This is a genomic window from Coleofasciculus sp. C1-SOL-03, from assembly GCF_040220555.1.
In the GTDB taxonomy this organism is placed as follows: Bacteria; Cyanobacteriota; Cyanobacteriia; order Cyanobacteriales; family Coleofasciculaceae; genus Coleofasciculus.
The window spans coordinates 78,773-102,463 of the sequence record NZ_JAVJUO010000077.1; the positions used below are offsets into that span (position 1 = coordinate 78,773).

Here is a 23,691-nt window from a genome sequence, read left to right on the forward strand (position 1 = left end):
GGCTAAAACGATGAAGGACAAGAAAACCCTCACAGGTACGTTATGGATGGCTTTGTGCTTGATGGCACTGACTGCCTGCACCACCTCAACCCTGGAAGGCGATCGCACAAACACAGCAGACACCCCAACATCACCAGCACCCAATAATACCACTAGACCCTCAACTCAAGCGGCGGCGTCTCCTAACCGTGACTGTATCCTGGTTGAAGAGGGCTATGGTTCCCAAGGACAGGTGGCGGTGCAAGCTGAAGAAGTTGTTTCCGGTTTGGAAGTCCCTTGGGGCATTCTCTTTATATCCGACACAGATATGCTGGTGACTGAACGTCCTGGACGGATTCGACTGGTGCGGAATGGGCAACTCCAGAGTGAACCTGTTGCCATTGTTCCCGTAACGGCTAGGGGAGAAGGGGGATTACTGGGTATCGCGCCTCATCCTGAGTTTGCCAATAATCGGCTATTTTACATTTACTACACCGCAGACCGCAACGGATCATCGGTCAATCTGGTTGAGCGATGGCAGCTATCACCCGATGGCACGAGTGCCTCAGCCGATAAAATCATTGTTGATAATATTCCCGTCGCCCGCTTCCATAATGGTGGGCGTTTGCGCTTCGGACCCGATGGAATGCTCTATATCGGCACTGGCGATGCCAGAAATCCGCAAAATTCCCAAGATGTCAGCAGTCTGGCGGGAAAAATTTTGCGCGTGACGCCAGAGGGACAGGTTCCAGAGGATAATCCCTTTCCTGACAATCCTGCCTATATTATCGGCGTTCGTAATACTCAGGGTTTTGACTGGTTGAACCCATCAACCCTAGCCATCACTGATCATGGACCGAGTGGCGAACTGGGTAGAACCGGACATGATGAAGTCAACGTCGCCAGTGCAGGTGCTAACCTTGGCTGGCCCCCCATCTACGGTTGTCAAGATCAACCAGGGATGATACCTCCTTCTCTGAGTTGGGATGAAGCCGTACCTCCAGGTGGAGCCGCCATTTATACGGGGGACGCGATTCCAGAGTGGCGAGGTAGTCTGTTAATGGGTGTCTTGGGTGCGTCTCACTTGCATCGCGTTACCTTTGAGCCACAGTCTCCCTATCAGGTTCAGAGTCATGAGGTGTATTTTCAAAATGAGTTGGGTCGGCTTAGGGAAGTGATTATGGGACCCGATGGTGAGCTTTATGTTACCACGAGCAACTGCGATGGACGCGGGAACTGCCCCCCTGACAAGGATAAAATTCTTCGCATTACCAGTGGCAATCCTTAGACACAGCCATGTTGAACAGCTTTGAGGAGGCGATTGAAATCGCTGCTACACAAACAAAGTCCGCCTGCGCGGACTGGGTTATAATACCCAATCCGCCTTTGTCACCCCCTTTATCCTTTGGCGGCTATTCTCCACACCCCACACCCCACACCCCACACCCCATTGAACACCCATAAAGGGGGTAGTTAACCCGGATTTAGTATAACGGGGGTAGCGTTCCCCGGATTTGGTATTACCTATCTCTAGCTAGAAGTCAAACGAGGGAGGGGTAATTTAATCTGTTTTGGCTAAATCTGTTCAAAACGCTGAAAACGAACCTTCCTATGAAAATCCTGCATAACGGTTCACGTCGATTCACCTTTGTTGTCTTTGCTACTGGATTTCTTTTCCTGGCTAGTCCTCACCGGAGTGTCGCCCAAGACGAGATGGTTCCTATTCCCGCTGATGCGAATTCCTCCCTGAGAAGTAATCCCGATAGTGAAGTCTATTTTGCCGATATTTTGGTTAGAGGTAGACCTGTATTCCAAGTGGGTAGCCTTGTAGATTTGGGCGCAAGAGAACGGGCAAAAATTATTAATCGGCGGGTTAACAGTCTTTTGGCACAATCAGAAACTTTAGGACAGGTAACTGTTAAACCGGATGACCCTCGCCAAGTGGCAACCTTGCGATTGAATAATCGAGTATTAATGACGGTTACTCAACAAGATGCCCAAGACTTTGGTTTGTCAGTGGAAGCCTTAGCCGAGAGATGGGCAGAACAACTAAATCAAGCCATTAAAAAACCGCCTTTGGCGATTGATGTGGGACAGCGCCTCTATGGAACAGTACGGCAACTTTTACGGGATACGGTAACAAATCTTCCCTCTTTATTAGGGGCGCTGGTTGTGGTTGGGATTACCTGGGGAATAGCGAAAACAGTGCAGTTTATTGGCTTTAGTTGGGCGCAACAGACAGAAGGCGATCGCAGTACGGAAATTCTGATTGGACGTTTGGGTTATGGTGGCGTCTGGGTACTGGGTTCAGTTGTTGCTTTAGGCGTTTTAGGACTGAATTTTGGCGCATTATTAGGGGCGTTGGGACTCACCAGTGTGGCGATTGGTTTCAGTCTCAAAGATGTTTTGAGTAATTATATCTCTGGGGTTATTTTACTCGCGGCTCGACCTTTTGGTATTAATGATCAGGTGGTGATTAGTGATTATGAAGGTACGATTACGCAGATTGACCTCCGGGCAACCACGATGAGAACCTATGATGGGCGATTAGTTTATATCCCGAATCAGGAAGTATTCTCTGCCAGTATTATTAATAATACCGCTTCGCCGCGTCGCCGTAGTTCAGTTATGGTTGGGATTGACTACGATGCTGATGTTACCCATGCCAAACAAGTGATTCAAAATAATCTTGCCTCACTTCCAGGATTAGAAAAAGAACCGCCTCCGGAAATTTTGGTAATAGAATTAGCGGCGAGTACGGTGAATCTGGAAGTGCGGTTTTGGGTGGATTCGCGACGATTAGGGTTTTTGACGATGACATCTCAAGTTTGTCAACGTATAAAAGAAGCACTGCAACAGGCAAATATCGAAATGCCCACGGATATCTATACTTTAATGTTCCGCAATTCTCCTCTACCAACGGATACAACGGGTAATTCTCAGTCTCACCAACCGCCTGGGGTTAAAACCCAAAGCTAAGAACTCAAGTTAGCTAAAGCTGACTGGATATAGATTTCAGTCCATAATGGTAATTTTTTATTGTCTTAAAATAAAACAAAAGCCTATAAAATTTAAAGGTTTTAATCCAACTTACGGCAGATACGTTACTCCGCGATCGCTGTACCCTAGAGAGACGTAAACTCATTCAACACCGAGATAAAATACTAAGTGTAAATTGCCAAATTTTAGAAACAGATATGCATACACCACCAACCCTAACCTTATACGAGAAGATCGGCGGACAGCCAGTTGTTGCCCAAATTGTGGATGATTTTTACAAGCGTGTCTTAGCAGACGATACCGTTAATCACTTTTTTGCTAACACTGATATGGAAAAGCAACGGCGTCATCAAACCGCTTTTGTTTCCCATGCGTTGGGAGGTTCTAATCAATATAGCGGACGCTCAATGGAAAAAGCCCACGCTGGATTAGACTTACAACCGGAACACTTTGAAGCAATTGCCAATCACTTGGGTGAATCACTGGCTGAATATGGACTCACACAAGAAGAAATCAACAGCGTACTTGAGCGCATCTCGACATTGAAGGAGTCGGTTTTGTACAAGTAATCGTAATTGAATGTCACTGAATTCCAAGGGTTGACCGAGATAATTTGTAATATCTCAAAACATGCAAGTTGCACCGTAAATTGATTGGCTTTACACTAACAGCACAACCTCAAAATTAGCCAAGCTGATCAATCGAATGCAACTGTCACTTTTTCCAGAGACTCAAACATCGAACGCCAAAGATAAATCGGTGTTCAGTGATCCGAGTTTTGCCAGCAATAAGCTTTTACCCGTACATCGGTGGATACCTTGGATTGCTGGCTTTTCCAGTTCGTTTGTGCGCGGCGTGGTAGAAACTAAGCTTCCTCAACCGGGAACGGTTCTTGATCCCTTTGCGGGTGTGGGTACAACCCTGGTTGAATCAGCGTTAATCGGACATGATGGTGTTGGTTTTGAGATTAATCCCTACGCGGCTTTGGCTTGTCGAGTTAAAGTCAATGCATATAAACTTGATCCAGAAGATATTCAATCAAAGGTGCGGGTTGCTAAAGCGGATAAGGCTTGTCGATTATACGAATCGGTGGTTGAACTGCGTCAGCCGAAATAGTCTTGAATGTCTTGTTCGAGATCCTCAATCCCGTAATGAACCGGGATTTGGCGGCTAGCCAGTAGATGCTGAAAGGCGACACGGTGCATCCCTGCAAATCGGCTGGCTTGAGCAAGAGTGAGCTTTTCCCGCTCAAAGAGCATGACAGCAATCTCTTGACGCATTTCAGCCTCAGTCATGCGAGTTATGGTTAAAATTTCGTCAGGGATGACAACGCTCATAGCTCAATTCCTCACGACTCTTCCTATTGTACGTTTCCGAGTCAGCGGGTGTTTTTGTCCTGTCTTGTTGATCATGGGTGAGAAAACCGGACATGATATGACATAACTAAACTGATGGATTGGAGTTGTCGATTTTATGGGCGCACGCCATGCGCCCCTACGGTTTCTTGTCAAGTGGTGGGATAGGGCAGTAGATGCAGTAGAGTGTGTTGGAGTGCAGTTTGACTGATCCTTAGTATGCCAGGTGGTGATCGCGTCTGGGGTCTGCATCCGGTAAGTAAGCTAGATTAGGATCAATGGCGGTGAAAATTGGCATCGCGCGATCGCTAAAACCTTGGATATGCCGTAGGGTGGGCATTGCCCACCAGAATACGAGGAGCGTGACATTCAAATTAGGATAGCATTGCCTTTTATTTCCCCTGTGGCTGTTGTCAAGGAAAGGTTGAGCGCATCGGCGGTGAACCCCTTTGGGATGACACGAGATTTGGGGCTGATAGCGCGGATGGGTAGGTGTTTTTTTTAGGGGGTTCGGAAAAATGGCTGAATTGCTCTCTAGATAAGCGGTTGATGGTGACTCTGCCCAAGTCTCACCCGCGCAATTCCTGAAAGGCTTACTGGGACTGATGTTTAGCGATTTTTATTTTTGCCTCTTGCCAAACCCTATCCCTGAAATGCTATTATTTTTTTCAGTCGCGCAACTGCACCATGAAAACTACATAGTAATAGGCTTCCAGATGACCGCTCTTGGAATTCCCCTGAATCCCTACCAGGGATTGAAACATTGAATCGCTTAAGTAAGAAGGTATGATCCTGAATGCTTGGAATTCCCCTGAATCCCTACCAGGGATTGAAACTGTGATTCTAAGCCCAAAGACTTAATACACTCCCACTTGGAATTCCCCTGAATCCCTACCAGGGATTGAAACATTCTTATCTGGTAGCTTGTGACTTTTCCGATAACTTGGAATTCCCCTGAATCCCTACCAGGGATTGAAACCTTACCACCATCGCCCCCGCCCATTGCCGCCCCCAACTTGGAATTCCCCTGAATCCCTACCAGGGATTGAAACAAAACGTTAGTAAGGGCTTGGTAACCAAGCCCCTACGTCTCCCCATCTCCCCCTCAACCCATCACCGTAATTATGGGTATTCAACCGGACATGATATGAATCCCGATTAGGCGACAAACCTGCACGATTGGCTCTAGGCGGATATAATAAAGAGTTCGAGATAAATGCTTTAGCCCAGAATTAGGAGTCTACCCGCCCGTGGTTGTACAAGTCGCCAATAGCATCTACGAAACCCAAACCATCGAAATCGCCAAACAGCTTCTCGACGCCACGCGGCAAAAACGCTCCTTTTTTGCCCAAATGCGGGATCAGATGCGCTGGGATGATAAACTCCTAGCTTGGGCGATGAGTAATCCGGGTTTGCGGGTGCAGCTTTTTCGCTTCATTGATGCCTTACCCGCCCTCCAGAGTAAGACTGAGATTGCCCGTCATTTGCAAGACTATTTAGGGGATGAGTCGGTAGAACTTCCCGCCGCCCTGAAAAATTTGCTCAATTTTGCCAATCCTGACTCGATGCCGGGACAATTAGCGGCGTCAACGGTATCCACGGCGGTGGAAACCTTAGCCAATAAGTATATCGCTGGGGCAACAATTAAGCAGGCAATTAAGACGATTGAACGCCTGCGGAAGGATAAGATGGCATTTACTCTAGATTTACTGGGGGAAGCCGTGATTACCGAAGCCGAAGCCCAGTCGTATCTGGAACGCTATCTGGATTTGATGGAACAGTTGACTCAGGAAGCGAAAAATTGGTCAACGGTGCCGCAAATTGACCAAGCCGATGGTGAAGAATTACCACAAGTTCAAGTTTCTGTCAAGTTAACCGCATTCTATTCCCAATTTGACCCCCTAGATCCAGAGGGTAGCAAAAAACGGGTGTGCGATCGCATTCGGATTCTGTTACGGCGTGCCCAGGAATTGGGGGCGGCGGTTCACTTTGATATGGAACAGTATGTCTATAAAGACATGACTCTGGGCATTCTCAAGGAATTGTTGATGGAAGACGAATTCCGCGATCGCACAGATTTAGGTATTACCCTGCAAGCCTATTTACGAGACTCTAAAGGGGATTTAAAAGATATTATCACCTGGGCAAAAGAACGGGGCAACCCCCTCACCGTGCGTTTAGTTAAAGGCGCATATTGGGATCAGGAAACGATTAAATCCTTACAAAACCATTGGCAACAACCCGTATATAACCAAAAAAGCGCCACCGATGCCAATTTCGAGGAAATGACCCAGCTATTGCTAGAAAATCACCAGTATCTCTATGCTGCCATCGGATCACATAACGTGCGATCGCAAGCCAAAGCCATCGCGATTGCGGAACAGTTGAATATCCCTAGTCGCCGCTTCGAGATGCAAGTTCTCTATGGAATGGGGGATCAACTGGCAAAAGCCTTGGTGCAACGGGGACATCGGGTGCGGGTTTATGCGCCTTACGGGGAACTGTTACCGGGAATGGCATATCTGATTCGCCGCTTACTGGAAAATACCGCCAATAGTTCCTTCCTGCGCCAAAGTTTAGAAGAACGCCCGGTTGAGGAATTAATCGCCCCCCCTGTGGTGGATGAGGAACCTGATAATCGGGAAGCAGGGGGAGTTAACTCAACACTTAGTCAGGGCGGGTTTCGCACAGACGTTACCATCAATAACCAACAGAAAGTCCCTAAACCCGCCCCTACACAATCAACACTCAACATTCAACAATTCGCCAATGCGCCGGATACCGATTACGCCCAAGCGGAAGCCAGGGAAAAAGCCCAAACCGCCTTACAAACGGTGCGCCAACAACTAGGAAAAACCTATTATCCCTTGATTAACGGCGACTATCAACCCACCACCGAAACCGTTGACTCCGTTAATCCCTCCAACCCCAGTGAAATTATCGGTAAAGTGGGATTACTCTCCATCGACCAAGCCGAAACCGCCTTAAACGCCGCCAAAGCCGCCTTTCCCGGATGGCGTCGCACCCCAGTTAAACAACGGGCGGATATTTTGCGTCAAGCAGCGGAATTAATGGAAGGGCGTCGGGAAGAACTTTCCGCTTGGATATGCTTAGAAGTCGGGAAAGCCTTACGGGAAGCCGATGCCGAAGTTTCCGAAGCTATCGACTTTTGCCGTTACTACGCCTCAGAAATGGAACGGCTGGAGGGTGGGTATATCTATGATGTGGCTGGGGAAACCAATCGCTATGTCTACCAACCCAGAGGAATTGCGGTGGTGATTTCTCCCTGGAATTTCCCCTTGGCGATTGCGACGGGAATGACAGTAGCCGCATTAGTCGCGGGAAATTGTACCCTGCTTAAACCTGCTGAAACCTCATCCGTGATTGCAGCGAAACTAGCAGAAATTTTAGTCGCAGCCGGAATTCCCCAGGGTGTGTTTCAATTTGTTCCCGGTAAGGGTTCCCAGGTGGGGGCGTATATGGTGAAGCACCCCGATACTCATTTAATCGCCTTTACGGGTTCTCAGGAAGTGGGATGTCAGATTTACGCTGATGCTGCAATAGTTCAACCGGGTCAAACTCACTTGAAACGGGTGATTGCGGAGATGGGCGGGAAGAATGCCATTATTGTCGATGAAAGTGCGGATTTAGATCAAGCCGTGGCGGGCGTGGTGAAGTCGGCATTTGGATATAGTGGTCAAAAATGTTCCGCCTGTTCACGGGTAATCGTTCTCGACCCTATCTATAATACCTTTGTCGAACGATTAATTGAAGCCACGCGATCGCTTAATATTGGCGCAGCCGAATTACCCAGTACCCAAGTGGGTCCGGTGATTGATGCTACTGCCAGAAATCGAATTCAGGACTATATTAAAAAAGGGCGGCAAGAGGCAGAAATTGCGGTGGAATGTCAAGTCCCAGACACGGGTTATTTTGTGAGTCCCACAATTTTTACCAACGTTTCACCCGATGCCACAATTGCCCAAGCGGAAATCTTTGGTCCGGTTGTAGCGGTGATTCGAGTCAAAGATTTTCCCGACGCCCTGACGGTTGCCAATGGAACCAAATATGCGCTGACGGGAGGATTATATTCTCGCACACCGTCCCATATTGATCAGGCATCTACTGAGTTTGAAGTGGGTAATCTTTATATTAACCGCACAATTACCGGGGCGATTGTTTCCCGCCAACCCTTTGGCGGATTCAAGTTATCAGGGGTGGGTTCTAAGGCGGGGGGACCCGATTATTTACTCCAATTTTTAGAACCGCGCACGATTACCGAAAATATTCAGCGTCAGGGGTTTGCCCCAATTGAAGGAGTGGATTAAACGGATGAAAAGCAAGCATTTCATTGATCTGCATAAAGCACTAACGTTTCCGGTAATATTGGCATTGATGGTGGCGTATCAAAATTTCACCATCGGTCCTTGGGTGTACCTCGCCCTGCATGGTATATATGGATATATGTGGGTACTCAAAAGCCGCATCTATCCCGATAAACAGTGGGAACAAAACATTTCTTTGGGAACAGGTCTATTTATTTTTGGGTTTCTATTGCTCTACTGGGTTGCTCCGTTTATCTTGATTAGTAGTGGTTCAGAACCGACTCCTCCCCTAATTGCGGCGGCGATTGCGATTAACCTCATGGGTGTCTTTCTCCATTACAGCAGTGATGCTCAAAAGTATTACACACTCAAATATCATTCTGGACTGATTACCGAAGGATTTTTTGCCCGGTGTCGCAATACTAACTATCTGGGAGAAGTCTTAATCTATGGGTCTTTTGCCCTGTTAACTCAGCACTGGCTACCATTTTTAATTTGGGCAGGTTTTATTGCAGGTGTTTTTATTCCCAATATGCTTAAAAAAGACCAGTCACTCTCCCGTTATCCAGAGTTTGCTGACTATAAAGCTCGTTCAGGATTGCTATTCCCTAAACTGTTTGTTACCAAATCTTCTGAGGTAAATAATTCAGACATTGCTCAGAATGTAAGTTAGTTTTCACAGGAAACAGAGAAAAAACCGAACCAATAGGCAAGAGGTAATTCTAGAAGGTGTATTTCAGGACTTTTTTAAGATTTTAAAGAATGAAGTAGATCCCTGACGTCTTGAAGATATCGGGGATTTGGCGTCCTGAAGCCTTCTATATTGTCGTAGTATCACCGAATTTTGAATACAGTTCTGGACAGATTAGGGTAGCATCTGAGTCGTCAAATCCACTCATTACTCGTAGATTAACACTGACGGATGTTACCCAGTTTTTTAGCAAAACCCTCTCTAAAAATGCGTTTGCGCCTTGTTCTGGTTATTCCTTTCCTGCTGCAAATTACAGCAGCGGTAGGATTAACGGGTTGGCTTTCCTTACGCAATGGTGAACAAGCGGTGAATGAACTTGCCAGTGATTTACGTCACGAAATTGCTGCCCGGATTGAACAAAAACTCGATAGTTATCTGCAAATCCCCCATGCCTTTAATCAACTCAATGCCAATGAAACCTGTCTGAATCAATTAGAATTAGACAATTTGCTGGATTGCGAGAAAACCGTCTGGCATCAGATGCAAGTTTTTCCGGTTAGCGCTACAGCCATCGGTACAGAAGACGGTAAATATCTGGAAGTGGTGCGACAAGAGGGGGATAATTTTCAAATTCATGAATCAGTGAATTATACTAAATATATTTATGCCGCGAATCAGCAAGGAAATCGGATCAAGTTATTAGAAACTCCTGCCTACGATGATCACCGCACTCGACCCTGGTATGAAGAGGCTGTAGAAGCAGGTGAGGCAACCTGGAGTGAGGTGTTCCGTTATGAACATGAAGATACCTTAGCGATCGCGGCGAGTATGCCCCTGTATCAGGGTGATACCTTACTGGGCGTAACCAGTACAATTCTGTCTCTGTCTCATATTGGCGACTTTCTGGAAAGCTTGAAAATTAGTGAATTTGGGCAGACGTTTATTTTAGAACCCAAGGGAAAGGGAACCTTAGTGGCTACATCGATGAGTGAAGATACATTTGTCTCTACTGATCATACTAAATCTGAACGTCATGACTCCATTACCAGTGATAACCCACTGATTAAGGCGACGGCTGACTTTTTGGTGAGTAAATTTGGTAGCTTTGAGAATATCACAGGGGAATACCAGTTAGATTTCGAGTTAGATAAAAAAAAGCAATTTGTCCAAGTTCTCTCCTTTCAAGACAATCAAGGACTCAATTGGTTGATTGTTGTCGTGGTTCCCGAAGATGAATTTATGGCACGTATCCACGCCAATACGCGCATGACAATTCGCCTCTGTGTAGCGGCGTTGATTTTTGCCACGCTTTTGGGATTATTTACCTCGCGTTGGATTAGCCAACCCATTTTACGACTGAGTATGGCGTCTTGTGCGATCGCGAGTGGGGAACTTGATCAACGAGTTAAAGTCGAAGGGATTTATGAACTGCGGATTTTATCCAAATCCTTTAACCAAATGGCGCAGCAGTTGCAGGAATCCTTTACCGCCTTAGAAGATGCTAAAGCTGAACTGGAATTGCGGGTAGAACAACGCACAGCAGAATTGAAAACAGCCAAAGAAGAGGCGGATACGGCGAATAACGCCAAAAGTGAGTTTCTGGCAAATATGAGTCATGAACTGCGAACGCCACTGAATGGGGTGTTAGGCTATGCCCAAATTCTACAACGATCCAAAACGATGAGCGATCGCGAACTTGATGGTGTTCGGATTATTCATCAGTGCGGTTCTCATCTGCTGATGTTAATTAATGATATTCTCGATTTAGCGAAAATTGAAGCCCGCAAGATGGAACTCCATGGCAGTGATATTCATTTTCCCTCCTTCCTGCGGGGCGTTGTCGAAATTTGCCGGATTCGGGCGGATGCAAAAGGCATTTCCTTTATCTATCAACCCACGTCATCCCTTCCTGCTGGTATCCACGTAGACGAAAAGCGACTGCGACAAGTTCTAATTAATCTCCTCAGCAATGCGATTAAATTTACCGATACTGGCGGCGTTACCTTTAAAGTTGGCTATGCAGATAACCAAGACAATCACAGCATTGGGGGACACAATGGAGACAAGCCAGAAGGCGTCTATCATCGGGGGGAAACCTCAACCCCTCTCCATCACCGCATTCGCTTTCAAATCGAAGATACCGGGGTAGGGATGAGTCCCCAACAATTACAGCGCATCTTTTTACCCTTTGAACAAGTGAGCGATCGCAAACGTCAGTCGGAAGGAACAGGACTAGGGTTAGCGATTAGCACTAAGATTGTACAGCTAATGGGCAGTACCATTCACGTCGAAAGTGAAGTCGGTAAGGGGAGTGTATTTACCGTGGATCTAGACTTAGCCGAAGCCCAAGAATGGATGCAAATCACTCCCGCCTTTACTCAAGGTAGAATTATTGGTTATCAGGGCAAACCCCGAACCATCCTCATTGTCGATGATCGGTGGGAAAATCGTTCAGTCGTGGTTAATTTGCTCGAACCCCTAGGATTTGATGTGATTGAGGCGAATAATGGTCGAGAAGGATTAGATATCGCCATGACAGCCTCGCCGGATCTGATCATTACCGACTTAATTATGCCAATTATGGATGGTTTTGAGATGATGCGACACATTCGCCAGTCCCAAACCCTGAAAAATATGCTAATCGTAGTATCGTCAGCCAGTGTTTTTGAGATGGATCGGCATCACAGTTTGGCAGCCGGGGGCAATGATTTCCTGCCCAAACCCGTTCAAATTGATCAGCTACTCCAGACATTACAGCACCATTTGGGACTGACATGGATTTACGAACCTACCTCAGGGAATGGCAGTCAGTCGGCGGCTGCTAAGGTAACAACATACGAGCAACAAAAACCGGGCAAACCGGAAGCAATTATTTTCCCGCAAGAGGAATTAGACATCCTCTGGGATTTAGCGATGAAAGGTCGAATTAAACTGTTGCTCGAAAAAATTGATAGTATCGAGACTGCTGATCAGCAGTTTACTCCCTTTGCTCAATATATACGCCAGTTAGCTAAAGGCTTTCAGCTTAAGAAAATACGAGATTTTATTGAGAAAAATCGGTGCATTCACTAAAGCCAATGAACAGGTCGCTAACCACTAGAGCTTATAGCCATGATTAACTCTAACTCGACTACATTGAATCGGATAGAAAAACGCAACACGGCAATGATAGACCCCTTAAATAAAACGATTATTTTAATTATTGATGATAGTCCCAACAATCTAGAAATACTCTCAGAAACCCTAACCAGTGCTGGATTTGAAGTTGCCGTTGCCCTGGATGGAGAAACCGCACTTGAGCAAATTGCTTATGATCCACCCACCTTAATTTTGTTAGATGTGATGATGCCCGGAATTGACGGATTTGAAACCTGCCGTCGCCTGAAAGCCAATCCTGACACCCACGAGATTCCAATCATTTTTATGACGGCGCTGACGGATACCATTGATAAAGTTAAGGGGTTAAATTTAGGGGCTGTAGACTATATCACTAAACCCTTTCAGCAGGAAGAGGTATTAGCACGAGTCAAGGTGCATTTAAAACTGCGAACCTTAACCAAAACCCTAGAAGAACAAAATACACGACTGATTGAGGAAGTTGAACAACGGGGAAAAGCCGAAGCCGCGTTGCAAGAATTGACCCAGGAATTGGAACAACGAGTGGAAGAACGGACGAATCAACTCGCCCAAGCCCTAAACAATTGGCAACAAGCCCAAGCCATGCTGGTTCAAAGTGAAAAAATGTCCAGCTTGGGACAAATGTTAGCTGGCGTTGCTCATGAAATCAATAATCCAATTACGTCTATTCATGGTAATTTAAGCTGTGCGAGTGAATATAGTCGAGACTTACTGAAACTGCTGCAACTCTACGCCCACCATTATCCGAATCCAGTTGCGGACATTCAAGCCCACTCCGAAGAAATTGATACAAATTTTTTGGTCAAAGATTTGCCCAAAACCTTTCAATCGATGGAATTGGGGATTGAACGCATCTGTCAAATTATTAAAAGCTTACGGAACATTTCCCGCCTCGACGCCGGGGAAATGATGATGGTTGATTTGCATGAGGGGTTAGAGAGTACGCTGGTTCTTTTGCAACATCGCATCAAACCCTCCAGCAAACATTTAGGCATTCAAGTGATCAAAGAATACGGCAAGTTACCGCCCATTGAATGCTATCCAGGACGCCTGAGTCAAGTGTTTATGAATATTCTGGCGAATGCGATTGATGCGTTAGAGGAAGCAGAATTTAGAAAGCAAAATTCCGAGAACATTTCCGAGCGTAATACACCTTCCACTATCTGGATTCGTACCCGAGTAATGGATAACCAGCGAGTCGAAATCCGTTTCTCTGATAATGGTCCGGGTATCCCGGAAGAGATACAAGAAAAGCTATTCCAAGCCTTTTTCACGACCAAACCTTTTGGCAAGGGAACCGGGTTAGGATTGTCGATTAGTCATGAGATTGTCGTGGAGAAACATGGGGGACAATTACGGTGTGTTTCTAAACCCGGAGAAGGCGCTGAGTTTATTGTTGAACTTCCGATTGGTTAATGATGACTGATTCCCTGATAAAATAAGTACCGGGACATAAATTCTGTACCCTGTACTAAGAAATGTCAACAAGGCTCAAACCCTTACTGTTGCCTGTTGCCTGTTGCCTGTTGCCTAATCTCAACCGTTAACTGAAAATCCGACTACTTAGCATAACCTAATACCTGACAAAAGAAGGAGGTGAACGATTGCCGAGAGTTCGCGTGCGTCAACATGTCAATCCCCTGAGTAAAAAATACCTGACCCCAGTAACGCCTCCCCCGTGGGAAAAGGTGTATGATCAACCCCAGCAACCGCTACATCTAGATATCGGTAGTGCTAGAGGTGAGTTTTTGTTAGAAATGGCACCACTATACCCCGATTGGAATTTTCTGGGATTAGAAATTCGGGAACCCCTAGTTGAGAAAGCCCAAGAATTGGTGGCTGAGTTAGGATTAAATAATCTGCATTTTATTTTTGGCAATGTCGATAACTCATTAGCGCCACTTTTAGCATCGTTACCCCCCGGAGTCTTAAAACGAGTAACGATTCAATTTCCTGATCCGTGGTTCAAAAAGCGACATGCAAAACGGCGTGTCGTCAAGCCGGAATTGGTGAATACGTTAGCAAAATACTTGGTCAAAGGCGGCGAAATCCTGATTCAATCTGACGTAGAAACTGTCGCCCAAGAAATGTGCGATCGCTTTACCGAAAATCCCGCTTTTCAACGTCAAGGAACCGATTGGTTAGCCACCAATCCCCTACCCGTTCCCACCGAACGAGAAACCTACACAATCTCCTGTGGACAACCCGTTTATCGGGCGTTGTTTGTGCTTGGGGATTAGGGATTGGGGATGGGGAGAAAATGATGGCAAGTCTCTATACTGCTTGCCTATTGCTTCCCTATAAGCCTTTTGGAATCGCCGAAACCCTTGATATAGTGTAGGGTGGGCACTGCCCACCAGCCTTAATTCAGTACCATTGAGCTTAAGTCCTATAATAAGGTTTGCTCCCATAAGCTGGAAATCCTGGCATTTTTCGAGGATGTGTAAGCAGAATTTGCCTGAGACAGGGAGGTGAAACTGTTCCCTGTTCCCTGTTCCCTACCCTCACCACAACACTTATTCAGCAGCCCCTAAGTAGTCGGACAAAAGAAAACGGTACTGTATTAAGTTTTGTAGATTAACCTCAAACCCTTACTGTTCCCTTTTCCCCGTTCCCTGTTCCCTAATCGCAACCGTTAACTTTAATGAAAGTCCGACTACTGATAAACGTTAATCGCTAGGACATGATAAAGGCAGCGTAAACTCAAAAGTTGATCCTGCTTGTGGCGCACTGATAACACTAATTTCTCCCCCATGAGCATGAATAATTTGCCGACATAAATATAAGCCTAAACCAATTCCGGTTAAATGTTGAGAATCTAATCCCCGAACATAGAGTTTAAACAAGCGATCGCACTGCTGTTTGCTCATCCCTACCCCATTATCCGCGATCGCACAATGCAGCCGATCTCCCTCAACCCTTACGGTTAGCGTAATCTTCACCCCTGGGAGATTGTGTTTGAGGGCATTTGTCAATAGATGATGAAACACACACCGCAGTTGAGTCGGATCAGCTTTCACCGGAGGTAAGGTTGGGGGAATAACCGTCGTTAATTGAGCGTGGTTACTGCTGAATAACGGCTGCAAATCAGCCAGGATTTGGCTGAGAAGTTCATTTAAGCATAAAGGTTGACAGTGGAGTTCTATTTTCCGCCCTTGGTTAAAATGGTCTTCAGATAAGGCATTGATCAACATCAATTGGCGATCGCTATTTTCAATCAGCCGATCCAGAATTCTGCGCGGGATAGCAACGGTTTCCCCGGGGCAGTTTTGCGTTCCCTTCAACATCATAATTAAACCCATCATTGAGGTTCGCAGATCATGGGACACCGCTTGTAAAAACACATCTTTGAGTTCGTAAAGCCGTTGCAATTCCTGCATTTTTTCCTCAAGTTGCAGGGTACGTTCCGCCACTTGACTTTCTAGGTTACTATTCAGACCTTGAACTTTTTGGTAAAGTTGAGCCTGTTGAATGGCAATAGTGACTTGAACCGCTAATTGCCTTAACCAATCCACCTCAAAGGATTGCCAATGGCGGGAACGGTAACATTGATGAACTGCCAAGAGTCCAAATAATTGATCATCGAGAATTAACGGAATTGCCAGAGTTGCTTTAATCTGGTAGCACCGATAAAAGTCTTTGAGATAAGGCGTTACATTAACCCGCTCCGTATTATCCCGGATTAAAATTTGACGCTGGGCAAATAATTCTTGGGTTTCTTGTAATAGTTTCTCTGAGGCTTTCCATCCCAACAGAGATTTATAAGCCGAGGCAACAGATTCGGCAGCAATTTTACTGTGGTTATTTTCATCCAGATAACTGATATAGACCCGATCTGCCTGTAATAATTGCCGCACTTCCACAACAGTGGTTTGCAAAATCTGGTCTAAGTCTAAGGATTGACGAATTCGCAGGGCAATCTCCCCTAACAAGCGATCGCGTTCTAAAGTAGCCCGGAGTTGATGTTCTGCCTGTTGACGCTCTGACATGGCGGCGGCTAAAACTAAAGCGGTTATGGTTACCACTGCCATAAACGTTTGTAGCAGTAGAATTGCGCCTAAGGTACTTCCCGTTTTCACCACAAACGGTCCGATCCCCTGGAGGACACCGCCAATTGCCATTCCCGAAACGATTAAACTGGCAAGAACCGCACCCCACACCCGAAATCGCAGCGCCGCCCAAACGACAAAGGGAAAGGGTAAATATTCTAGGGGATAGTCGGAGAGAGCAAAGGTAGTTCGAGACTGGAAAACTAGCCAACTCAATACCCCCAGTAGACTCCAGCACAGGACGGCTTCTAAAATCTGTTGGGGTGGATAATTTGGCGGCAAAATTCGCTGAGGAGAGTCCTGAACCATTAATAGCAGTAAGGGGGTAAACACTAAGATTCCCATACTGTCTCCTAACCAAAGCGTTCCCCAATTCAGTCCAAATTGATGCCAGGGAATAAAATTTACCCAGCAATTCACTAGCGTACTAATCGTGGCATTAATTGAGGGGGCAATGATCGCGCCGAAGATAATTAGAACATAAGCATCCTTGAGGCATTCTAACGTCGGGTTAAAATCCAGGCGACGTAATCCCATCGCACCGACAACAGCTTGTAACGTGCAGCCGATTACCGAACCCAGAGACACCAAAAATGAGGCTCCCAGAGACAGATTGAGCCAAAATGCACCAATCGCCACACCAACCCACAGCCGTTTTCCCTGCAAAAAAAGGGCAGCCAGAGCAATCCCCGCACTGGGCCACACAGGAGACGCCTCAGCGCCCAATCCCAGCCAAGACAAGGTAAACTGAGCGCTACCCATATAAGCGATCGCCACTAGAACAACTGTGATCAGGTATCGCCAGAAACGCTGCGGATTCCCAGGAAATATGGACAAAATTAAATCTTTACCGTGACTAATATTCAAGATTTCATAGCTAAGGGCGATCGGCTTCCATCAACAGGATGCCCAACGTTATCAAAACTTAACATCCCCTAGGTGGGTGAGTGTTGAGTTGTCGGGGCGGGTTTAGGGACTAATATTGATTGTTATCTCTAGCTTGGCTGCAAAACCCGCCCCAACCAAATGACTTCGCGAGTACAACGTAAGCTGTTTTCTTCCCCCCTCACCCCCTCACCCCATCACCCCATCACCCCCAGCTTCCCCAGCTTCCCCAGCTTCCCCTCACCACAACACTTATTCAGCAACGCCTAACTATTCTGTCTCACACTCTCCGGAACCCCCACAGGAGAAATCCCTGCGATCGCCCGCAAGTTTTGAGAGCGAATTAATTCGGTAAAGTTTAAACTCAGTCGCCCTTCCATCTCAGCCACGGATTCAATCGCTGCTAATAGATGCTGCGCCGCTTCTGTTTCGGTATAGCCACGCCGCAAAGCAACGTTGAGCGCATCGGTATCCGCATCTAGGTGAGTTTGACAACTGCGAGAACCCCGCCAAATTTGACTCCCCGCGATCGCACTCAATCCCGTCGCCACGACAACACCCACCGCATCGCCTTGCACAAATTCCACCATTCCCCCTAACAATCCGGCAATGACAACGCCTTGATATAAATCGGGCTTAAACCACCTGATATTCAGCAACCAACTCATGGTACTCAGGAGCAGCATATCCCGTTGCGCTCTGGGTAAGCGACGCCACAGATCAAAGTTAATATAGATTGGACGATCTCTCGACCAAGGCATCGGGAAAGGAGTTTCAATCACCGCCGTCTGTTGCGGTTTACTGATAATTTTGGTCAGCATTCGCCCAGAGGCGGGCATTAGATCACGCAAGCGGCGAATTTCTGGCTCTGGATTCATCAGCCGAGGGACTCAAACTTATAGGATTTATAGGATAAAGTTAAAACACCTATTGTCCCAACTATCTCATGCTTACCTGAAAATACAAAACGCCTGGGCAGGTAAACCCGTAAAATAGGCACAGGAGATAGTCAAGACCAGACTCTCCCCTCCAGCTACCACCCAGCGATAGACTATGGACGCTTTTACCCCATTTCCACCGCCATGGACAAAATCAGCCACTCATGCCTTAGAGTTCTGCTGTCCCACCTGTCATGCTTCTTCGATGGAAGCCCAACGGGTTTGGATTAATCGACAATCACCCGTCCTGACTGAAGATTATCGCAAAAAGTGGCAAGAGTTCTATCAATGTCAGTGTGGTAAAGTGTGGTGGGCTTGGAGTAGCGATCGCCCTCCTTCGGAATTGACCAACCGCGATCGACCTCCAGATTTGTAATGTCGAATACCATAAACAGTAAGTAGCCCATGGCAGTAGTTGGGCTAGCATTCCAGTTTATTTATGCGCGTTTCCACTCTCATCGCCCTAACCCTAAGTACAGCCAGTTTTTGGGGAATGCCAATTGCCCCGATTCATGCTGTACAGCAAGCCGATGGTACCGTTTCCTTTGAAAAATCACCGCGCTTGATTAATGCGTTCACCACATTTGATCATCTGGGAGTATGGGGGGCTAAATATTATTTCACCCTAGAACTTCCAGAGAATGCGGGTGAACCCTTACAGAAGGTGACGATTAGTCAACGGGAAGGAAGCGAAACTATTCGTTTTCGACTTGATGATACTTTAGCCTTTACCGGAACCGCTCGAAATAAAGGCGAACAATTGCCGTTACAATCGGTGACCAGAGATGATGAAACCAAAACGGTTTCTGTTAGTTTTGCCGAACCGATTTCTCCAGGAACCACCTTTACCATTGGTATTCAGCCACGGCGTAATCCCTATTGGGGTGGAGTTTATTTATTTGGTGTCACCGCTTTTCCGGCAGGAGAAAAACCCTATGGATTATATCTGGGTGTGGGACGACTGCACTTCTATCAACGAACCTCTTGTCGATGGGGATTTTGCTAGATAAGAGGTGCTGGGGAAGCAGAGGAAGCAATGTTCCAGACGTGCCATGGCACGTCTGGAAGCTAGGGAAGTCATGTTCCAGACGTGATGACACAAGCATCTGTCTGTAGGGGCGGGTTTAGGGACTAATATTAATTGTTATCCCTAGCTTGGCTGCAAAACCCGCCCCGACCAAATGACAAATGAAAAATGACAAATGACAAATGATTAATGACTAATGACTAATGACTAATGACTAATGACTAATGACAACTTACCAAGGACTGCCAATCATCGTAAACGCACTCCAGTAATAAGGATGTTCAAAATTACCCTCTCCAAGTTTCGCTAATTCAGGTGGTAACGGGACTGACTTATCACCCGCAATCAGTTGACCCCCTTCAATATAAACTTGTCCCTGCAACATTGCCAGTTGAGTTTGTCGCAGTGCTTCTGCTTTAATCGGGGCTTGTTTAAAGGTTTGATAGAGTTGGGTCATTAATCCTAATGTTCCCTCATCACTGACATACCATAAACTTCCTACGGCTGATTTTGCGCCCGATTGAACCGCTAATCCAGCAAACCCTAATTCCGCTTCCTCATTCCCCAACGCCGTGCGACAAGCACTGAGAACTAAGAGTTCAACGGGAGGATTATTCCAGTCTAATTGAGGTAATTGATTGAGTCGCAGCTTCCTGTCCCAAAGTTGGATATAGGAGTTATTCGGTTCTCCCGATTGGAAATTAGCATGAGTGGCTAAGTGGATAATCCCAAAAGGTTGCTGTTGACGTTGTTCTTTGAGATTTTCTAGCGTAAACGTCTCGTTAAGAAAAGATTTCCCTTGCCACAGTGATTGGGTAATGGCTGATAATTCTACCGGAACAGCAGGTAAAGGTTTTTGATCCGTAAATTGTGCGGCTCCCATTGCTAAAACATCCAGGTTTTCAATGGGGGCGTAGTTCGGATTAACTAGGCTTAAACTCGGCATTAAACCAACACTGTATTTCTCAATCAAAAACTGTTGACCATCGTAAAGAGCCGCTAGAGGAATAGAGCGTAAGCCGTAGTCTACCAGGAAGGTGACGTTTTCAATACCGAGAGCTTGCAGTTCATCGTCCATGGGAGCCACTAGCCAATCATAAAGTTGTTTCCCCGGAGCAATGTAGCCTTTACGACTGCGAATATTGGTGACTTCTAAGCGAAACTCATCCGCAATGTTGAGAACTTGTTGGCGAGTGATTTCAGGGATTCGTTTGCGAATGGGTAATCCATTAGCTGTAACCAGGAGTAATTCTAATTGGTCTTCAGGATTACGGGTTTTGGTAGGAGAATTTTGGCTTGATGATGATGGATTTTCGGTTTGATTAGAACTCTCTGGCGGGACAAAACTGATATAAAGCAGTGAAGATTTAACGTTTGTCGTTTTCTCAATATTGCTGAGAATATTCCGGCTTTGGGCGAGGGTAACTAAGGGGATATCAGTGGGTAAGCCTAAATAGTCTACAAATTGTCGAGTAAAGTTTTCCTCGGAAGCGTCAACGGATTGGAGGGATGAGTCAGAAGTACCTGATGATGAGGCTTCGCTGGATGAATTATTAGCGGGGGTGGATGGATTGCTATTCGTTTCATTGGAGGGGGTTTCAGTGGAGACGGATGGATTACTATTCGTTTCGCTAGGACTAGGATTGCTGGGATTATTCAGTTGATTTGTCGGTTCAGAGAGAGTTGTATCGCTGGAATTATTCAGATTATCTTCTGGGTTCAGGGAATTCGTCTCACTGGGATTATCTTCTGGGCGAGAAGGACTTCTTTCGTAAGTTATAATTGGAGACTCTTCCTCACCTTCAGAAATAAGTTGATCAGGATCAATCTGCCAATCAGACTCCTCATCAAGATCGGGAGGTATTATATTAACTGGATTAATAGGGGGATCGGTTTCCGGCTCAGTAATTGGAGGGGTTTCTGGATCTGTTCCCGGATCAGGAATTGGATCAGTTATCGGATCAGTTCTTGGATCAGTAAGTGGAGGAGTTTCTGGATCACTAATGGGTGTATTTTCGGTGATAATTAACCGCCCTTGATTAATTAACTCTTCCTCTGGGGTTATATTACCCGTTGTAATGCTACCTCCAGCTCTTAAACTAACCGTTCCTAACTCACCGTTTCCCTGGTTCCTCGTATCTATATTACGTGTAATAATTTCATCAGCAGCGGTTAAGTCCACGTCTCCAGAATTGCCGGAATTTCCTGATAGGGTATTAGCGGTGTTGATATTGCCGTTAACTGTAATACTTCCAGAATTTGCCAATACATTTATAGACCCAGCATCTCCGAGTTGATTACTACTGCTAGAAAGATTTTCTAATGAGATATCACCACTAGACGCTAATATATTAATATCTCCAGAATTGCTATCGACTTGATTGCTGGTATCTATATTACCGTTGACCGTAATATTTCCTGTAGCTGATAATATTACCGTTCCAGAATCATAGGATGAACTATTGCTAGAGGTATCAATATTATTGACATTAATATTGGCTGGTGAAGAAGAGTTTTCTGTAGAACTGAATTCTGTACTCGATTCTCCTTCGATAAGAGGCGAAGACGGAGTAACATTGGGAGAATTGTTTAATGCTGTCAATCCCGCCCGCAAAATTAAGGAGGGAGAATTAGTCAAAATGGCAATATCTGGATCATCACCCGTCAACGTCGTATCGGGTCCAGTAATTGTGATATTTCCCCCGGTAATACTACCTGTCGCTTCTATCTTCAGTGCCACACCATTATAATCACCAAACGTAACATCTCCATCAACGCTAATAATCGGATCGAAATAGCTGACAAAATTACCAGGATTACCAGCTAAATCGAGAATCGAGAAATGTCCCCCACTGGTAAAATGAGCATCGCCCGAAATATCCCCATCACTGACTAAGCTGAGATCGCCGCCACTTTGAAAAGGCGTTTGGGGATGATTTAATGCCAAAATATCAATGGTATTATTCCCTTGAATATAAAGATTGCCTCCAGCTTGAGCAAGAAAAGGATGGGTTACACTATCGCGCACCCGCACCGTATCTTGTGCCAACAAATTCAAGTCACCTGTGGTTTGTAACTGACTCTCAACTAAGGTTAGATTATGCTGTGCAGATAAGGTGGCTGTCTCAGCAATAACCTTTTTGGCAACAATATCTCCAGGTTCAATCGGAATCCTAGACGCTGAAATTTCTGCTGTTCCACTGCTATTGACTCCAACGTTTGGGACTTTAACCGAACCTGTCAGCAATTCCGGTAAAGATAGGGGATTAATAGGTGTCTCTCCCGCCGGAACTTCTAAACTCAGCAAATGTCCAGGTTGACTGAGGCGGACTGTACTCTCACCGGGAACGGTGGTAATGGTAATCTGTCCGTTAGCGGCTTCCAAGTTACCTGTACTTACCACTGTACCGCCAACTAAGCTTAAATCTTTGCCAACCTCAAGATTACCCCCATTGACAATCGTCCCAGGGTGGGACGTGTTGAAACTGAAAGCGTCTGGCTGACCCACAAGAGAGGTATAATTATTGGATGCGATCGCACTAAACCAATTCTCCCCAAACCCAATCCCTGTCGCTGTTGTCGCCGTAAAGGATGCAGGTACATCTAACCGGGCATTTTGACCAAACACAATCCCCGCCGGATTCATCAAAAATAGATTGGAATTGCCTCCCGTTACCTGAATTAACCCATTAATCAGCGAAGCATTTCCCCCAGTTACACGGGATAAAATATTTTGTATTTCAGGATTTGTGATAAAATCAGCTATCTGGTTTGCGTCTAAACCAAACTCACTAAAACTGTGAAAAAGATTAGCACCATCTCCAGAGGTTTGACCACCAGTAATCGTGAATTTATTTCCACTAGCGTCTACTTGAGTATTTGTTCCATCATTTGCTGGTACGGGTTGTGCCTCAACGCCAGTGGGAAAGAGTCCTAAAACTAATGTCCATAGTAAAATGCTATTGATTTTACTATTTTCGGTTAGCCAAGTTAATAACTTGGTCAGGTGCCATCTGTGTTTAGTTAACCCCACAGCTATTTTCCTCTGATTCATGGGTCGCCGCTTGATCAGTCAAGACTAAATTGAGTTGGTTAAACTATGATTTAATTTAAAGATAAAACCTCCGCATTCTTTAGTTTCAATAAGATAAATTGCTCCAAAAGCTACGTCTTATGTAAGAGGTTAAGGGCTGTTGACAGAATTAATACAGTGCGTTTTGATTTTGTCCAACGACTTAGTCTAAATTAGAGATTATGAATAACACGTAATAACTTGTCTCAATTGTCATGGATTTATTCAATCT

The 23,691-nt window shown here is 45.8% G+C and carries 16 protein-coding genes, 1 pseudogene and 1 CRISPR repeat array; of the genes and pseudogenes, 12 read left to right on the plus strand and 5 right to left on the minus strand.

Translation table 11 applies throughout. The features are described 5' to 3' along the window. The first annotated feature begins 10 nt into the window (after window positions 1-10). The 4 genes from RIE73_RS13420 to RIE73_RS13435 all read left to right on the plus strand — a co-directional run bounded on the left by RIE73_RS13420 (window position 11) and on the right by RIE73_RS13435 (window position 4,095). Window positions 11-1,267 carry a PQQ-dependent sugar dehydrogenase gene (locus RIE73_RS13420; RefSeq protein WP_446401649.1) on the plus strand — a complete coding sequence of 419 codons (1,257 nt, stop codon included), beginning with the start codon at window positions 11-13 and terminating at the stop codon, window positions 1,265-1,267. A gap of 323 nt (window positions 1,268-1,590) precedes the next feature. Next, window positions 1,591-2,958: a mechanosensitive ion channel family protein gene (locus tag RIE73_RS13425; protein WP_446401650.1), complete on the plus strand. Its 1,368-nt coding sequence runs from the start codon at window positions 1,591-1,593 to the stop codon at window positions 2,956-2,958. Window positions 2,959-3,176: 218 nt separating this feature from the next. Then, window positions 3,177-3,548, plus strand: a complete 372-nt coding sequence (locus RIE73_RS13430; RefSeq protein ID WP_446401651.1) for a group I truncated hemoglobin — start codon at window positions 3,177-3,179, stop codon at window positions 3,546-3,548. Between the two features lie 136 nt (window positions 3,549-3,684). Continuing rightward, the gene (locus RIE73_RS13435; protein ID WP_446401652.1) at window positions 3,685-4,095 is read left to right on the plus strand and encodes a DNA methyltransferase; all 411 of its coding nucleotides are present in this window, start codon (window positions 3,685-3,687) and stop codon (window positions 4,093-4,095) included. Here RIE73_RS13435 and RIE73_RS13440 read toward each other — a convergent pair. Then, the gene (locus tag RIE73_RS13440; protein WP_446401653.1) at window positions 4,083-4,316 is read right to left on the minus strand and encodes a UPF0175 family protein; all 234 of its coding nucleotides are present in this window, start codon (window positions 4,314-4,316) and stop codon (window positions 4,083-4,085) included. The genes RIE73_RS13435 and RIE73_RS13440 overlap by 13 nt on opposite strands. Window positions 4,317-4,548: 232 nt before the next feature. Continuing rightward, the gene (locus tag RIE73_RS13445; protein WP_446401654.1) at window positions 4,549-4,674 is read right to left on the minus strand and encodes a hypothetical protein; all 126 of its coding nucleotides are present in this window, start codon (window positions 4,672-4,674) and stop codon (window positions 4,549-4,551) included. A gap of 38 nt (window positions 4,675-4,712) precedes the next feature. On the opposite strand from RIE73_RS13445, the pseudogene RIE73_RS13450 reads away from it, so the two are divergent. The 6 genes and pseudogenes from RIE73_RS13450 to trmB form a co-directional block, all read left to right on the plus strand. After that, a pseudogene (locus RIE73_RS13450) lies at window positions 4,713-4,826 on the plus strand (CRISPR-associated endonuclease Cas2); the annotation flags it as partial. Window positions 4,827-5,059: 233 nt separating this feature from the next. Beyond that, window positions 5,060-5,386: direct repeats of the CRISPR family, unit length 37 nt; unit sequence CTTGGAATTCCCCTGAATCCCTACCAGGGATTGAAAC. A gap of 198 nt (window positions 5,387-5,584) precedes the next feature. Beyond that, window positions 5,585-8,662 (plus strand): L-glutamate gamma-semialdehyde dehydrogenase, encoded by a 3,078-nt coding sequence (gene pruA, locus RIE73_RS13455; protein WP_446401655.1) that lies wholly within the window; start codon window positions 5,585-5,587, stop codon window positions 8,660-8,662. A 4-nt stretch (window positions 8,663-8,666) separates the two neighbouring features. Further along, a complete protein-coding gene (locus tag RIE73_RS13460; RefSeq protein ID WP_446401656.1) occupies window positions 8,667-9,332 on the plus strand; it encodes a DUF1295 domain-containing protein in 666 nt (221 codons plus the stop codon). Between the two features lie 285 nt (window positions 9,333-9,617). After that, window positions 9,618-12,422 (plus strand): ATP-binding protein, encoded by a 2,805-nt coding sequence (locus tag RIE73_RS13465; protein ID WP_446401657.1) that lies wholly within the window; start codon window positions 9,618-9,620, stop codon window positions 12,420-12,422. Window positions 12,423-12,461: 39 nt separating this feature from the next. Then, window positions 12,462-13,904, plus strand: a complete 1,443-nt coding sequence (locus RIE73_RS13470) for a hybrid sensor histidine kinase/response regulator (protein WP_446401658.1) — start codon at window positions 12,462-12,464, stop codon at window positions 13,902-13,904. A gap of 188 nt (window positions 13,905-14,092) precedes the next feature. After that, on the plus strand, window positions 14,093-14,728 hold the full coding sequence (trmB, locus tag RIE73_RS13475) for a tRNA (guanosine(46)-N7)-methyltransferase TrmB (RefSeq protein WP_446401659.1): 636 nt from the start codon (window positions 14,093-14,095) through the stop codon (window positions 14,726-14,728). A 429-nt stretch (window positions 14,729-15,157) separates the two neighbouring features. On the opposite strand, the gene RIE73_RS13480 is transcribed toward trmB, so the two are convergent. Both RIE73_RS13480 and RIE73_RS13485 read right to left on the minus strand, forming a co-directional pair. Continuing rightward, window positions 15,158-17,374, minus strand: coding sequence for a sensor histidine kinase (locus tag RIE73_RS13480; RefSeq protein WP_446401660.1), 2,217 nt, complete (start codon window positions 17,372-17,374; stop codon window positions 15,158-15,160). A gap of 314 nt (window positions 17,375-17,688) precedes the next feature. Beyond that, window positions 17,689-18,300, minus strand: coding sequence for a DUF3318 domain-containing protein (locus tag RIE73_RS13485; protein WP_446401661.1), 612 nt, complete (start codon window positions 18,298-18,300; stop codon window positions 17,689-17,691). A gap of 175 nt (window positions 18,301-18,475) precedes the next feature. Here RIE73_RS13485 and RIE73_RS13490 point away from each other — a divergent pair, with 175 nt between their 5' ends. Together RIE73_RS13490 and RIE73_RS13495 are read left to right on the plus strand one after the other, a co-directional pair. Beyond that, complete coding sequence (locus tag RIE73_RS13490; protein ID WP_446401662.1) at window positions 18,476-18,736, plus strand: hypothetical protein; 261 nt, start codon at window positions 18,476-18,478, stop codon at window positions 18,734-18,736. A 63-nt stretch (window positions 18,737-18,799) separates the two neighbouring features. Next, entirely contained in the window at window positions 18,800-19,366 is a 567-nt protein-coding gene (locus tag RIE73_RS13495; protein ID WP_446401663.1) for a DUF2808 domain-containing protein, read from the plus strand. Window positions 19,367-19,619: 253 nt separating this feature from the next. Here RIE73_RS13495 and RIE73_RS13500 read toward each other — a convergent pair whose 3' ends face one another. Further along, on the minus strand, window positions 19,620-23,441 hold the full coding sequence (locus RIE73_RS13500) for a CHAT domain-containing protein (protein ID WP_446401664.1): 3,822 nt from the start codon (window positions 23,439-23,441) through the stop codon (window positions 19,620-19,622). Window positions 23,442-23,691 lie beyond the last annotated feature (250 nt).